A 14,176-nucleotide genomic window follows, 5' to 3' on the forward strand; every position below is an offset into this window, starting at 1 on the left:
CATGGGCGCGCGTCGCAGGACGCTGCTGGCGGCCCTCCCGCTGCTGGCGGTAGCCGCCTGCTCCGGCGAAGACGGCGACACCGCGAACCGCGTCAACGAGATCAACCGCGAACGCTTCGTCTCCGGCGACGGCTCCAACTACCGCTGGGACGACCCCGCCGAGCGTTTCGGCGCCCCCCGCCTGACCGGCACCGCCGTCGACGGCCAGACCGAGATCGACACCGACGAGTGGGCCGACTCGGTCCTGGTCGTCAACTTCTGGGGCTCCTGGTGCCCCCCGTGCGTCGCCGAGGCCCCCTATCTCGTCGAGGCCGCCGCCGAGTTCGTAGGACAGGACGTCCAGTTCCTCGGCGTCAATATCCGCGACACCGACGACGCCGCCACCGCGTACGAGCGGCGCTACGGCATCGAATACCCGTCCCTGTCGGACGCGCCGGGCAAGGTCGCCGACCAGTTCGTGGACTACGGGCTCTCGCCCAACGACATCCCCGCGACCATCGTCATCGACGCCGAGCAGCGCGTGTTCTCCATCTGGCGCGGCGAGATCGACGACGCCGAGACCCTCATCGCCGACATCAACAAGGTGATGGAGGCATGAACTTCGCCGAGACCGCCGCCTCCGGCCCGCTCCTGATCGCCTTCGGCGTCGCCGCCCTCGCCGGACTCGTCTCCTTCGCCTCCCCGTGCACCCTCCCCCTCATGCCCGGCTACGTGTCCTACGTGACCGGACTGTCGGGCACCGACCTCGCCGAAGGCGGACGCAAGGGCCGCATCCTCGCCGGGGCGGCACTGTTCGTCGGCGGCTTCACCGCCGTCTACACCGCCATCACCTTCACCCTCCAGACCCTCGGCCGGTCCATCAACGCGAACTCCGAGACCCTCGAATTCGTCGTCGGCATCCTCATGATCGTCATGGGGCTCATGTTCATCGGCCTCATCGGCGGCAAGCGGGGCTTCGCCCCCAGATGGCGCCCCGCCGTCGGCCTCGCCGGCGCCCCGCTCTTCGGCGCGGTCTTCGCGCTCTCGTGGATCCCCTGCACCTCGCCGGTACTGGCCGCCATCACCGGCCTCGCCTACATCCAGGACGGCACCGCCCGCGGCATCGGCCTCATGATCGCCTACTGCGTCGGCCTCGGAGCGCCCTTCATCCTCTTCGCGCTCGGCATGCACAAGCTCGCGACCACCCTCGACTTCCTCAAACGGCACGGCCGCGCCATCTCCATCGCCGGCGGCGCCATGCTCGTCGTCGTCGGACTCATGCTCGCCACCGGCGAATGGACCACCTTCATCAACTGGCTCCGCGCCACCGTGGGAGCCGGGGAGATCTGGCTGTGAGCACCACCGAAGCCAAACCGCGCCCCACTGGTCCCAATAACCCGGGGCCCAGGAAATCGAGGCCCCTCAAGCGGCTCAAGTCCTTCGGCCGCCGCTGGTGGCACCAGCTCACCTCCATGCGCACCGCGCTGCTCCTCCTGCTCGCCCTCGCGCTCGCCGCCATCCCCGGATCGACCTTCCCGCAGCGCTCCGTCAGCCCCACCGACGTCGACGGCTACTACACCGAGCACCCCGACCTCGCCCCGTTCCTCGACAAGCTGTGGGCCTTCGACGTCTACACCTCGCCCTGGTTCTCCGCGATCTACCTGCTGCTCATGGTCTCGCTCGTCGGCTGCATCATCCCGCGACTGCGCGTCCACCTCAAGGCGCTCCGCGCCGCGCCCCCCCAGGCACCCAAGCGGATGGAGATCCTGCCCTACCACCGCAGCCTCGCAGCGGGCGCCAACCAGGGCCGGGCCCGCGCCGTCCTCAAACAGCGCCGGTGGCGACACGTCGTCCGCGAAGACGACGACGGCACCGTCACCGTCGCCGCCGAGAAGGGCTACCTCCGCGAGAGCGGGAACCTGCTCTTCCACACCAGCATCATCTTCATCCTCGTCGGCGTCGCCGTCGGCAGCCTCTTCAGCTGGTACGGCAACCGGATCCTCTCCGAAGGCGCCGCCTCCGGCTTCTGCAACAACCTCCAGCAGTACGACGACTACGGCCTCGGCGCCTACGTCGACGAGACCGACCTGCCCCGGTTCTGCCTCCAGCTCGACTCCTTCAAGGCCGAGTTCACCGACGGCGGACCCACCGCCTACGACGCCCAGGTCAGCTACGAGAACGAAGACGAGACCGGCAGCTACAACCTGCGCGTCAACCACCCGCTCAGCTTCGACGGCACCGACGTCTTCCTCATCGGCCACGGCTACACCGCCGTCGTCACCTACACCGACCGCTACGGCAACACCCAGACCGCCCGGCAGCCGTTCCTCGCCATGGACGCCGCCCTCAACTCCGAGGGCGCCTTCAAGTTCCCCGACGCGAACTACAACCCCGACACCGGCGAGGTCGACCAGGACGCCGAGACCGGCTTCGACGCGATCCTCGTCCCCACCTACGACGACTCGACCCAGATGCTCATCGGGTCCGAACCCGAACTGAACAACCCCGTCCTCGCCCTCACCGCCTACCAGGGCAACCTCGGCCTCGCCGACGGGCAGCCCGAATCGGTCTACTCCATCAACGAGGACCAGATCGCCTCCGGCAACCTCGACCAGCTCAACGACGAGGTCGAGGTCATCGGCGTCGGCGACACCATGGAACTCGAAGACGGCTCCAGCCTCAGTTTCGACGCCGTCGAGCAGTACGCCGTCCTCCAGGTCCGCCACGACCCGGGCGGCCCCATCGTCCTGGCCGGAGCGGTCATCCTCCTCACCGCCCTCCTGCCGACCCTCGCAGTGCGGCGCAGGCGATACTGGATCCGCTGGAACCCGGACGGCACCGTCGAGACCGCCGGACTGGGACGCAATGACTTCGACGGACTCGACGAGGAATGCGACGAGCTCACCGCCCTGATCGCGCCCGACTTCGAGCCGCCGGGGCAGACCGAATCCGATGCAGACGAACCGATCGGGAGCAAGTCATGACCGGTGCCGAAGCGGCGAACGCCCTGTTCGTCGCCACCATCCTCACCTACGCGGCGGCGATGTTCGCCTACGCGCTCGAATACGCCTTCGACAAGCGGGCCTCCAAGGCCGTGGGCGAGAAGGAACTCGTCGCCGCCGGCAACGCGGTGATCGACCGGGGCACCTCGGCCGACTCCGCCGACTCCGGAGCCGAGTCCGCCCCGATCACCCCCTCCGCCGCGCGCGGCGCGGGCCGGATCGGCCTGGTCCTGACGTTCCTGGGCACCGCCGCGCTGGCCGCCTCGATCATCACCCGCGTCGTCTACACCGGACGGTGGCCGTGGGGCAATATGTTCGAGTACACCGTCGGCGTCGCCCTGGCGGGCATGGTGACCTGGCTGGTCCTCGTCTCGCGCGGTACCGTTCCGCGCCGGCTCGGACTCTTCGCGACCTTCGCGGTCACGATGGTCCTGGGCACCTCGGTGCGCGTCTACACCGAGGCCGGACCGCTGGTCCCGGCCCTGGACTCGTACTGGATCATCATCCACGTCACCGCCGCGATCGCCGCCTCCGGCATCCTCTTGATCGGCTGCGTCTTCGCGATCCTGCACCTGATCAAGCGCCGCTACGACCGCCAGGTCTCCGACGGGAAGCCGATCCGCTTCCCGCTCAACATCGCCGAGCGCCTGCCCGACGCGACCGCGCTGGAGCGACTGACGTTCAAGATCCACGTCTTCGCGTTCCCGCTGCTCACCTTCGGCATCTTCGCCGGCTCGGTGTGGGCCCACTTCGCCTGGGGCCGTTACTGGAACTGGGACCCCAAGGAGGTCTGGGCGTTCATCGCCTGGGTCGTCTACGCCGCCTACCTGCACGCCCGCGTCTCCGGCAAGTCCATGAAGGCCAACGCCCCGTGGATCGCGATCCTCGGCTACGCGGTCATGATCTTCAACCTGACCGCCGTGAACCTGGTCTTCGACGGTCTCCACTCCTACTCCGGGGTGTAGCGGCCGGGGCGCAAGGCCCGAAGCGGTCGGAAGCAACGAAACAGGGCCGGGAGCCTCCCGTTTCGGGGGAGGGCCCGGCCCTTCGTGATCAGTACGCCGTGGACCGCCAGAGTCGCTACTTGGCAGTGGCGAGGAAGGCACGCCAATCGGCGGGGGAGGCATCGAGGATCGGCGAGGCGTCCCCGAGCTTCGTGTCCCGGACCTGGACGACGTCTTCGAGAGCACGGGCCTCAACGCAGTCCCCACCGTTGTTGCCGCTGCGAGATGACTTCTTCCACTCACGGCTCAGGTATCGGGCCTCGACGCAGTTGCCGCCGGTATTGCTGCTGCGGGAGGACTTCTTCCACTCACTTGTCAGCACGTGAATCGCTCCACTCTTCTAGCCCCATCACCACCGAGACGGTGGCAGAGAAAAGCTTACGACACCAGGCCACCTTGTCGCTCTCGGCGTGGTACTGCCCCCCGAAGAGATTCTCCATGTAGACAAGGTCGGGGTCGCGGTCGTCATCGAACGACAAGATCTGATACGACCAGCTCGTAGAAGGATTGATCGCCTCTCGGAGTGCGATATGGATGTCCACGCCCTCGACCCGGTTCCTCTGCACGAGGTTGTCGATCTGGTCCTCGTAGAAGTCGGCACCCTTGAATCTGGTCAGCGCCACCTCGGACATGATGATCCGCATCCGCGGTGGACCGGCCTGCCGACCGAACAGCGAGTCGGCGCGCTGCAATCGGAAGCCCACCGCCTCCCGACGCTTCTCGTCATTGAGGTTGGGATTGGTCGCCAGCACCGCCTCGGCGTAGCCGGGGGTCTGAAGTGGTCCCCACACGTAGGCGTCTTCGTGGATATCGATGGTCGCGGCCAGCAGTTCGATCTGCGTGAACCGCGCGAATCCCTCTGGCGCCGACTCCTGCCAGTTGGCCGGGTTGCCCTGGCGAATCCACTTCGCCTTGGCCGCCGCATCATCGATGACCGCTTGCGGCGCACCGTACTGCGACAGCCAGCCGATGACGATGCCGGGCTCCATGAATTGGAGCTTGCCGCTCTCATAGCTGCCCAGGATGTCCTTCGAAGTCCCGAGGAACCAGATCGCCTCCTCCTTGGTGAGGCCCTTCCTCTCGCGGTACTTGATGAGGGTCCGGGCAAGTTCGCGCTGCAAGAACTTCTCATTCGCCATCGATCCATGATGACGGGTAGGTGCGACATCACGGAAGGTCAACGAGACCGCGACATTTTCGGTCGGAAATCCCGCTGCGGCCATCCCGCACAGGGGATTCCGCGCGGTCCGTCCATGCGGGATAGACGATCTTGTGTCGGTCCTTGAGCAGGCCATACGTTGGGTTTCACTAGCGGTGCGGGTTCCGCACAACGGAAGGAGATCCACCGTGAGCGACACGGATCGAACTGGAGGCCCGAAGCGGGTGTCCTCGGAGCGGGGCCGGTTCAGCGATGGGACACGGGTGTTCAACGTGCATGCGTCGGGTCAATCGGCGCCGGATTCGTTCCAGGTCAGTGTGGACTGCGAGCAGGTCGACATCGTCCTGGTCGTCTCCGGCCTGAACACCGGTCAGCTGCACGCCACCTGGGGCGAGGGGTGGCGGACCGCTTCGGAGGACTGGCGGCGCTGGTTCGAGGACCAGGCGTTCATGGCCTTCTACAACGGCCAGCGCCCACCGAAGGGGAAGGTGCGCTTCTGTAATGGCTAAGACCGCTTTCGATCTCCCGCCCGGCGGTGAGAGGCGCATCGGCACGTTCAAGCGCGGCCCGGCGACCTTCATCGTCTTCCAGATCACCGGTCACCCGGCGCCGAAGCGCTGGCGGGTGGACTGCGATGACGGGAATGGGCCCAATGAGGTCTGCATCTTCTCGAACAAGCCCTGCGAGTCGACCAGATGGCGCGGCGCTTGGAACGGCGACGAATGGTGCACGTGGATTGAGGCGCAGGCCCGCGAACTCATCGCAGGCCACGCCCCCACGCCCCGGTGACCCCGATGGACCGCCTGTTGAGCCCGGCAATGGGAGGGGCGCGCTGGCGGGGTGCGGGAGTGCGGATGGTCGCCGTGCACTGAACTGCATCAGCGATGGAGAGGTGGGTCCATTTCGGGGGTTCGTTGCCGGGGCGGGGCGGGAGTTCGGTTGGGCTTCAGACGGTCAGCGATGGAGGGGTGGGGGGATTGGCGGGGGTCCGAAGCAGGGGCGGGCGGTGTACGGGGGAGGCCGGAGCTTCGCTGATCTCGGTTCCGGTTCCGGTCCCGTCCGCAATGGGTGGTGCGGATGCGTATCCCCGGGTGCGGGTGCGGGCGCCGGTGCGATTGAGGCCGTGGCGGTTCGGGTGTGGCTTGGGCATGGTGGTGGCCCGTTCCCCTTGGTGAAGAACGGGTCGGTGGGGTTCTCTCGCGGTCCCCGGCGGGTGTGCCGGGGCTCGGTAAGAAGGGGGGAGGTCCGAGGTCTTCGGTGCCGGGCAGTGGGCCCGCTGTTCCAGCCCTGGTCCCTGACAGTGCTGGAGCTTTGGCCGGTCCCGGTGGTGACGTTGTGGCGGTGGGTGTCTCGGTGTCGGTGAACCTTTGGCGGGCTTGGGTTCGCGCCGCGAGGGCGGCATCGACTGCCGTCCGCCATTCGGTTTCGGTGGCAATGGCGTTCAGTTCGTGTTCGAAGGCCGGGGCGTATTCGGAGGCGTCGAGTCCTGTCGGCAGCCCCGAGGCGGCGGCGCCGCTGGTGTAGTCGGTTTCCCAGTCGGCATCGGTGTTCCCGGTGGGAGTGTGGGTGATCCTTGCCTGGCCGGGTCCGGTCTTCTCCACTTTCCATTGTCGGGTGTGGATGCGGCCGTGGTGGAAACGGCAGAGCAGGATCAGGTTGTCCGCGTCGGTCTTGCCGCCATCGATCCAGTGGTCGACATGGTGACTCTCGCACCAGGAGACCGGTCGGGTGCATCCGTGCCAAGCGCATCCGTCTGGTTGCTCGGTTTCGAGCTTGCGGCGCAGCGCCGTATTGGGGAGGCGTTCTTCACGGCCGAGCTCGACCGCTTCACCCTTCTCGTAGTCGAAGACAACGGGAATCACTCCGGCTTCGCAGGCCAGGAGGCGGGCTCGGGAGACCGAGACGGCCCGGCCATCCAGGGTCGGGGTCCGCTCAGGCGAGGCGGCGAGGTCGACCTCGCCGCGCAGCACTTCGACGTCGGCGACCAGCGAGAGGGTCGCGGTGTGGCCGTGGCGCCGGGGTGCGGCCGGGTCGGTGCCGTAAGAGGCCAGGACCTGGTGAAGGGCTTCGGCGTTGCGGTTCGCGGCGGCGGGCAGGAGGCCGTCGGCGTCGGCCTGGTCTTGGCTCGGCGGGGGTACAGCGGTCTTGAAGAGGTTGTCCAGCAGCGCCCCGGTGGCTTCGGTGAGTCTGCCTTGGAGGTCCCACATGCGGTCGGGCCTTTGGGTGGCTTCGACCCAGGCGAGGGTCTGCTGCGACGCTTCATCCTTCAACGACTGGTCGTCGAGGAGGTCGGCGCAGAGGCGGTCCAGGTGCTGGACCAGGTCGGCGAAGGGCGCGTGGGTGCAGTACTCGCGGACGAGCTCTTCCGGTGTCGCGCAAGGCACCGAAGCGTCAAAGGGGGATTCGATGGGCCCGGCCGGGTAGAGGGTGCGGGCGTGGCGGGTCAGACCTTCGCGCTCCAAGCGCCGGGCCGCGTAGGCGACCGCGTCGATGCGGGCCGTGCCTTCCCGGGCCGCTTTGGTCAGCACCTTGAACTTGGGGGCGAGGCGGGCGATGGAGGCGATCGCACCGGCGACCGAGCGGTGGAAGTCGAAGCACTCAATGATCCAGTCCCGGATACCGGAGAACCCGTCCCGGCTCCGATGCGTGCCGGAGGAGGTATAGGCGATGACATCACGGAGGACCTCGGCCTCGATCGCGCGGGACTGCGAAGCGAGGGCATCGATCCGGCCGTGAAGCGCGGCAGCGGTCGTCTCGGGGAGTCCGGGGCCCAGAGCGCGTTCGGTGCTGGCTGCCATGTCGTTCACCTCCCCTGAATCCGTACTGGTGTGCTGATTCAAGTATCCGCAAACTGACCCACGGCGGCATCACCCACACGGGTAGAAAACATTCATGTTTCCCCCAAATCCCCAGCGCTGCAAAGGGAAACGCCCCGCCGTCCTCGGCCGGTTGTAGCGGGGCGCCCGCTTCGGCGACGAACCCCGGAGGCGAGCCCACCTCTCCATCGCTGATGCAGTTCAGTGCACAGCAACCATCCACAATCCGCACTCTGCCGATGCGCCAGCGACCATTGCAGGCCTCCCCGGGCTCCACCCCGAACCACTCGTACTCCGAGGTGTAGCAACCGAGCTTTACGTAGCGGGCTCTATATATAAGGCATGGAAACAGCGAGGCCCCGCCGTCCGGCGGGGCCTCGCTCTGCTTGTCGTGCCGCCTACCGGCGCGGGGCTTCCCGGCGGGTCAGGTCGGCTTCGGCGAATGAGCGGGGACGGCGGGTCATCGGCTGGTCGGGGACGATCGGCCCGGTGGCCGAGTTCATTCCCCGCGGTGCGGGGACATCGCCCCGAGGCTGGCCGGCCCGCGGGGCGACCGGGATGGCCGTCGTCATGTCGTCGTCATCCAGCTCGATCCCGAGCTGCTCGCGCTTGGAGATCGTCTTCGGCGTGGTTCCCATGAGCGCGAACAGGAGCACGATGATGCCGATCGTGGCGACGCCGAGGATCGGCAGGATGAGCATGATCGGGTCGATCCCGCTCACCGCGCCTCGGCCCTCGTCGTAGAGGGTGACCCGCACCCCGGCCATGCCGGTGTAGTGCATGCCCGAGATGGCCGAGGCCATCACGACGGCCGCGGCACTCTGCCACTTCCAGCCGTCCAGGTACATGCCGCACGCCAGGGCCGCCGTGGCCGCGACGACCGCGATCACCACCGAGGCCATGAAGTACGTGCGGTCGTAGGTGATCTCGCCGGAGATTGAGATGGCCTTCATGCCGGAGTAGTGCATGACCACGACGCCCAGGCCCGTCAGGGGCCCGGCGATCAGGATCTTCGCGATGGTGTTGCGGCGGCCCATGCCGGCGATGAGCAGGCCGAGGAAGACCGCCCCGGTCGAGGCGACGAGGCTCAGGGCGGTCATGGCGGGGTTGTAGGCGATGTCGGACTCGATGACCTTGAAGCCGATCATCGCGGTGAAGTGCATCATCCAGATGGCGGTGCCGCCCAGAGCGAATGATGCGAGGCCAATCCAGCGCAAGCGCTTCGCCGCCGACTTCACCGACCCGGACTGCTGACGCGCCTGCGTCATGCACATCAGGGCCAGTAGCGAGCCGGCGAACGCGAATCCGAAGCCCATGATGGGGTTGATCCAGCCATAGGTCAGGTGGTCCACGTGTTGCATCCGCGGTTTTCCTCCCCGGGCCGGTGCCCGTTTCTGGAATGTTGCTCATTTGCGATCTGCGCGATTCGAAACGTTATACGACTACAGTCTGGTGACGTTTGCCAGACTGACAGTTGGTTTTCCCTGGTCATCTGAGCTGCCATTGTGTCCGGTTTCCAGGTCGGAGCTCGGTGCGGCCAGGACGCCGAACACCATGCCGATGATCGAAATGGTGGCCAGCAGGAGGATCGGAAGCATGAGGACCAGCGGGTTCATGCCCTCGACCGGGTTGCCGAAGGGTCCTTCGACCGACATGGCCGCCATCCCTGTGTAGTGCATGCCCACCACCGCGATGCTCATGATCAGCGAGGCGATCAGCATGGTGCCCCGCTTGTCTACCACGGTCGTGAACCGCAGCGCCACGACCGAGGCGACGACGGCGATGGCGGCCGAGGCCGCCACGAGAGCCGGATCGTAGGTGATGGTTCCGGTGGTGGAGATCGCATACATGCCCGTGTAGTGCATCCCGACCACGCCCGCGCCGCACACCAGCCCGCCGCCGGCCAAGCGCGGCCAGCCAGCGCGCTTGGCCCCGGCGATGAACACTCCGACTCCGACCGCCAGGACCGCCAGTGCGAACGAGCCGGCGGTCAGCCCCACGTTGTAGGCGATGTCGGAGCCGATGACGGTGAACCCGATCATCGCGATGAAGTGCATCATCCAGATGCCGATTCCGCCGATGGCCAAGGAGGCCAGGAGGATCCAGCGGAATCGGGCGGTGGTGGTGGTGGCGGCGCGGGCGTAGCGGGCTGCCGACAGGCCGAGGTACGACCCGGCTGCGGCGAAGGCGAGGCCCATTACCGGATTGAGCCAGCCGTAAGTGAAGTGGTGGTGTTCGAGGACGGCGGCTAGCAGCTGCGCGTCCGCGGGATTGCCGGTCATGGGGCTACCTCCTGAAAGGCCTGTGGGTCAACGGTGCCTCATTTCGGGCGGAAGTCTGTCGCACAGGTTGTGCGGCTTTGTCGTGGATGGGTATCCGATATGGAAGATCTATCGCACCTGCGCGGCCTGAGGAAGATCGGAGGAATCCTCGGGTAGGGTCGGACGATCCGCTTCACGAAGCGTGATCGAACGGTCGCGCGAACCGGTCGCGGCAGTGGCCCGCGGGTCCGGTGTTGCAGGTGGAGGATGCGGACGCAGGGTGGGAGCGGTATAACGCATCCACATCGTCCGGACGGTGTTCGGTTGCTGGCCTGAACGGTCGGACTTCTTACCCGAACGGCCGAATACCGAGCATGCATGTGTCCGGTAATAGCTGGTTTCTTGGGAATCGCCCGGTAACTCAGTGGGTTACTCGGTCGACTTGGGAACTCCAGTACGCCCCTGGATTTCCCCGCCGGGATTCGTCATGATGGAATCTGCTGGGCTTCACATGCCGCCCCGGCCGCCCCCCGGTGGCGAGGCGGCAGCCGGCGCGCGCCGTCGGCCCGAGACAGCACCGGTCAATGTCCGGCGCCGGTCTGACACAGAGGACCACCCCAGGAGGCTAGACAAGGTGAGCAAGCGCAGCTCGAACCGAGCGGGTTCAGCGGCTCGACGAGGACCGCTCGGCCTGCCCCGCATCGCCGACATGCGAATCAGGTCCAAACTCGGACTGATTCTCCTGGTCCCGCTCGTGGTCCTGGTGGCCGTGGCCGGCCTGCGTCTGTACGACCGGGCAGGCCAGGTGTTCGAATCGGACGACATGGTGGACCTGGTGGAGTTCAACGCCTCCACCGCCGAGCTGCGCTACGAACTGCAGCGCGAGCGGAGCCTGTTGGTCACGTTCCTGCGCAAGGACGACAACCACATCGACGGGCTCGACATGGAGCAGTACGACGAGGAAGCGGTCGCCGAGCAGGAGGACAAGACCGACGCCGCCCTGGAGGACTTCAACGGCTCCTTCGCGAAGGTGCCGGGCCTGTCGGAGGACATCGACACCCGCGTCGCCGCCGTCGGCACCCAGTACACCAGCCTCCAGGTGATCCGCACCGCCGCCGCCGAGAACCCCGAGAACTCGTCGATCGATGCGACTTCCCGTGTGTACCAGCGGCTCATCGGCGAGCTGGTCAATATCACCGACGTGTCCTCGCGCATCGTGAACGACCCCGAGGCCGCCCGGAACCTGCAGGCCATCGCCGCCGCGACGACGATCCTGGAGACGCTCGAAGAGGAGCGGGCCATCGCCATCAACGTCGGCAACGGCCAGAACTTCATCAACAACACCCGTTGGAAGAACTTCGTCGCCTACACCGAGCAGCGCGCCATCGCCGAGGAGCAGTTCAAGACGGTCGCCGACCGCTCGGAGCAGCTGGAGTTCTTCTACCAGGCAGGCGGTCTGAAAACCGAGGAGGCCGCGGCCGCGGTCGAATTCGAGACCGCAGCGGTCGCCGCCGGGACCGAGCAGGACCTGGTGGTGAACGACGCCGTCATCAAGTCCTACGACGCGATCCTCAACAACGGCCTGCAGTACATCGACCAGGAGTCGAAGCAGGTCCTCGACGCCGCCCGGTCCGACCGGGACTCCCAGATCTTCCAGCTGCTGCTGGAGGCCATCCTGATCCTCGCCGCGTTCGTCATCGCGACGGTGATCGCCCTGACGATCGCCCGCAACATGGCCCAGGGCCTGCGGCGCCTGCGCGAGGGCGCGCTGGACGTCGCCCACGTCTCGCTGCCCCAGGCGGTGGCGCAGATGCGGGACGCCGAATCGATCGGCGGCAGAACGCCCGACGAGGTCGCGGCCGATACGGGCGCGGTGATCGACATCGATCAGCGCGACGAGATCGGCAACGTGGCGCACTCGTTCAACATCGTCCACACCGAGGCCATCCGCATCGCGGCCGAGCAGGCCGCCCTGCGCGCCAACGTCTCGCAGATGTTCATCAACCTGGCCCGCCGCTCCCAGAACCTGGTCGACCGGCTCATCGGCCACCTCGACCACCTGGAGCGCGGCGAGGAGAACCCCGACCGCCTGGCCGAGCTGTTCCAGCTCGACCACCTCGCGACCCGCATGCGCCGCAACGACGAGAACCTGCTGGTGCTCGCCGGGGCCGACTCGACCCGACAGGAACGGCACCCGGCTCCGGTCGGCGACATCCTCCAGGCCGCCCAGTCCGAGGTCGAGCAGTACACCCGCATCGAGTTCGGCAACGTCGAGGCGATCCGGGAGATCAAGCCCGCCGCCGTCAACGACCTGGTCCACCTGGTCGCCGAGCTCATGGACAACGCGACCGCGTTCTCCCCGCCGGAGGCGGCCGTCCTGGTCGAGGCGGAGCAGATGAAGACCGCCGAGAGCCCCCACGGGGCGATCCGGGTCCGCATCTCCGACATCGGGATCGGCATGCCGCCGGCCCAGATCGAGGACATCAACCGGCAGCTGTCGGAGTCCGCCGACGTCATCGACCTGGCCTCCTCCCGCATGATGGGCCTGGTCGTGGTCGCCCGACTCGCCAAGCGCCACCACGCGAAGGTGGAGCTGCGGCCGGGCGAGCAGCGGGGCACCGTCGCCGAGGTCGTCCTCGGCGAGGCCGTCCTGACCGAACCGCAGATGCCGCAGCGTTCGCCGCTCGACGGCGGCGAGACCGTGTCGCTGTCCGAGCCGGACCGCGGGCCCCGCGGCGAACTGGTCGCCGGCATGGACGCCTCGACCGGCGCCCTGCCGCGCGTGCCCGAGAGCCCGGCCGGACTGTTCGACACCGTCGCCCCCGCCGGGATGCAGTCGCCGCCGAACCCGACGCGGGAGGTCCCGCCGGCCTGGCGCTCCTCGGAGCCGACCGCGCCGCCGAACATCCCCCCGCAGCAGGGACCGACGCACCCGTCGGCCCCGGGCGCCCCCGCCCAGGCCCCCGAGCCGTACACCGGTGAGCTCCCGCTCCAGCAGCGGACCGCCCAGCCGAGCCAGTTCGAGCCGGCCGGCCAGGCCGCAGAACCGGGCTTCATGTTCCGGCCCGGCGGCCTCGCCGACGAGGAGCGCCCGAACGGCAAGAAGGTCATGGAAGTGACCGGGGAGATCGTCTCCTCCGAGCACGTGGCCCTGCCGAAGATCCAGCTGGAGGCGTGGACCCCGGCCGAGCCCGCGGAGGCGCAGCCGCCGTCGTGGCCCGACACGGCCGCCGGTTCCGGCACCGAGGCGCCCAAGCCGGCCGGATCCGACCGGGTCTCGGCGATCGACGCCACCACCGAGCTGCCGATCTTCCGAGAGGTCGAATCGGCCTGGTTCAAGGCCATCACCCCGGCTCCCAAACCGGTCGAATCGGTCACGGAGACCGCCGCGGAAACCGCTGCGGCCGAAGCGCCTCCGGCGCAGGTCAGCCCCGCTCCGTCCGCCCTGGACGCCCCGGCCCAGGCCGCCCCGGTCGAACCCGCGGAGGTGGCGGAGACATCGCCGCTGCGCTACGGTGAAGACTCAAGTGCGGCCGATACCTCCTCTCGGGCTTGGGAAGCGGCCCCTCCCTCCCCTCCGCAGCCCACGGAAGGCGCGAATATGCAGCGCACGCCCGCCGACGAGCCGTCTTCGACCTCGCCGCTGGAACGACGCCGCCTCCAGACGCCGTCCGAATCCGACTCCGCCGCCTCGTACGCCTGGCGCACCGCCGCCGACGACGGCTGGCAGCGAGTCGACAACGCCTTCGCCGAAACGGTCGATGAGACCACCTCGGCGGGACTTCCGAAGCGCCAGCCGATGGAACGACTCGTTCCCGGCGCCGTGGAGGAAAATCAGGAGACCGTCAGCGCGCAGAAACGCAACCCCGAAGGTATCCGGGGCCTGCTGTCGGCCTATCACCGTGGAGTGCAGCGAGGACGTGGCAACGATGGCAACTGAGTCGCCTGACCGCAA

General features: G+C 67.7%; 12 protein-coding genes. 7 read left to right on the plus strand and 5 right to left on the minus strand.

Translation table 11 applies throughout. The features are described 5' to 3' along the window. Position 1: 1 nt before the first annotated feature. The 4 genes from FAB82_RS01125 to ccsB are packed head-to-tail and all read left to right on the plus strand — an operon-like array spanning position 2 to position 3,946. The gene (locus tag FAB82_RS01125) at positions 2–598 is read left to right on the plus strand and encodes a TlpA family protein disulfide reductase (RefSeq protein ID WP_136532703.1); all 597 of its coding nucleotides are present in this window, start codon (positions 2–4) and stop codon (positions 596–598) included. After that, the gene (locus FAB82_RS01130; protein WP_136532704.1) at positions 595–1,335 is read left to right on the plus strand and encodes a cytochrome c biogenesis CcdA family protein; all 741 of its coding nucleotides are present in this window, start codon (positions 595–597) and stop codon (positions 1,333–1,335) included. The genes FAB82_RS01125 and FAB82_RS01130 overlap by 4 nt, the downstream gene beginning before the upstream one ends. Then, positions 1,332–2,963 carry a cytochrome c biogenesis protein ResB gene (gene resB / locus FAB82_RS01135; RefSeq protein ID WP_246039396.1) on the plus strand — a complete coding sequence of 544 codons (1,632 nt, stop codon included), beginning with the start codon at positions 1,332–1,334 and terminating at the stop codon, positions 2,961–2,963. The genes FAB82_RS01130 and resB overlap by 4 nt, the downstream gene beginning before the upstream one ends. Next, a complete protein-coding gene (gene ccsB / locus FAB82_RS01140; RefSeq protein ID WP_136532706.1) occupies positions 2,960–3,946 on the plus strand; it encodes a c-type cytochrome biogenesis protein CcsB in 987 nt (328 codons plus the stop codon). The genes resB and ccsB overlap by 4 nt, the downstream gene beginning before the upstream one ends. A gap of 115 nt (positions 3,947–4,061) precedes the next feature. Here ccsB and FAB82_RS01145 read toward each other — a convergent pair whose 3' ends face one another. Next, the gene (locus FAB82_RS01145) at positions 4,062–4,307 is read right to left on the minus strand and encodes a DUF397 domain-containing protein (protein ID WP_211116297.1); all 246 of its coding nucleotides are present in this window, start codon (positions 4,305–4,307) and stop codon (positions 4,062–4,064) included. Further along, positions 4,294–5,208 (minus strand): helix-turn-helix domain-containing protein, encoded by a 915-nt coding sequence (locus FAB82_RS01150; RefSeq protein ID WP_136532707.1) that lies wholly within the window; start codon positions 5,206–5,208, stop codon positions 4,294–4,296. The genes FAB82_RS01145 and FAB82_RS01150 overlap by 14 nt, the downstream gene beginning before the upstream one ends. A 124-nt stretch (positions 5,209–5,332) precedes the next feature. Between FAB82_RS01150 and FAB82_RS01155 the strand changes: the two genes are divergently transcribed. Both FAB82_RS01155 and FAB82_RS01160 read left to right on the plus strand, forming a co-directional pair. Next, the gene (locus FAB82_RS01155) at positions 5,333–5,653 is read left to right on the plus strand and encodes a hypothetical protein (RefSeq protein WP_136532708.1); all 321 of its coding nucleotides are present in this window, start codon (positions 5,333–5,335) and stop codon (positions 5,651–5,653) included. Beyond that, complete coding sequence (locus FAB82_RS01160) at positions 5,646–5,933, plus strand: hypothetical protein (protein WP_136532709.1); 288 nt, start codon at positions 5,646–5,648, stop codon at positions 5,931–5,933. The genes FAB82_RS01155 and FAB82_RS01160 overlap by 8 nt, the downstream gene beginning before the upstream one ends. An 89-nt stretch (positions 5,934–6,022) precedes the next feature. Here the strand turns inward: FAB82_RS01160 and FAB82_RS01165 are convergent, their stop codons facing one another. From FAB82_RS01165 to FAB82_RS01175, 3 genes are all read right to left on the minus strand, one after another. Beyond that, positions 6,023–7,942: an HNH endonuclease signature motif containing protein gene (locus tag FAB82_RS01165; RefSeq protein ID WP_136532710.1), complete on the minus strand. Its 1,920-nt coding sequence runs from the start codon at positions 7,940–7,942 to the stop codon at positions 6,023–6,025. Positions 7,943–8,358: 416 nt separating this feature from the next. Continuing rightward, entirely contained in the window at positions 8,359–9,321 is a 963-nt protein-coding gene (locus FAB82_RS01170; RefSeq protein ID WP_136532711.1) for an MHYT domain-containing protein, read from the minus strand. An 81-nt stretch (positions 9,322–9,402) separates the two neighbouring features. After that, positions 9,403–10,242 (minus strand): MHYT domain-containing protein, encoded by an 840-nt coding sequence (locus FAB82_RS01175; protein WP_136532712.1) that lies wholly within the window; start codon positions 10,240–10,242, stop codon positions 9,403–9,405. A gap of 613 nt (positions 10,243–10,855) precedes the next feature. On the opposite strand from FAB82_RS01175, the gene FAB82_RS01180 reads away from it, so the two are divergent. Next, positions 10,856–14,161: a nitrate- and nitrite sensing domain-containing protein gene (locus FAB82_RS01180; protein WP_168801363.1), complete on the plus strand. Its 3,306-nt coding sequence runs from the start codon at positions 10,856–10,858 to the stop codon at positions 14,159–14,161. Positions 14,162–14,176 lie beyond the last annotated feature (15 nt).

The sequence above is a fragment of the Glycomyces buryatensis genome, from assembly GCF_004912275.1.
Taxonomy (GTDB): domain Bacteria; phylum Actinomycetota; class Actinomycetes; order Mycobacteriales; family Micromonosporaceae; genus Glycomyces; species Glycomyces buryatensis.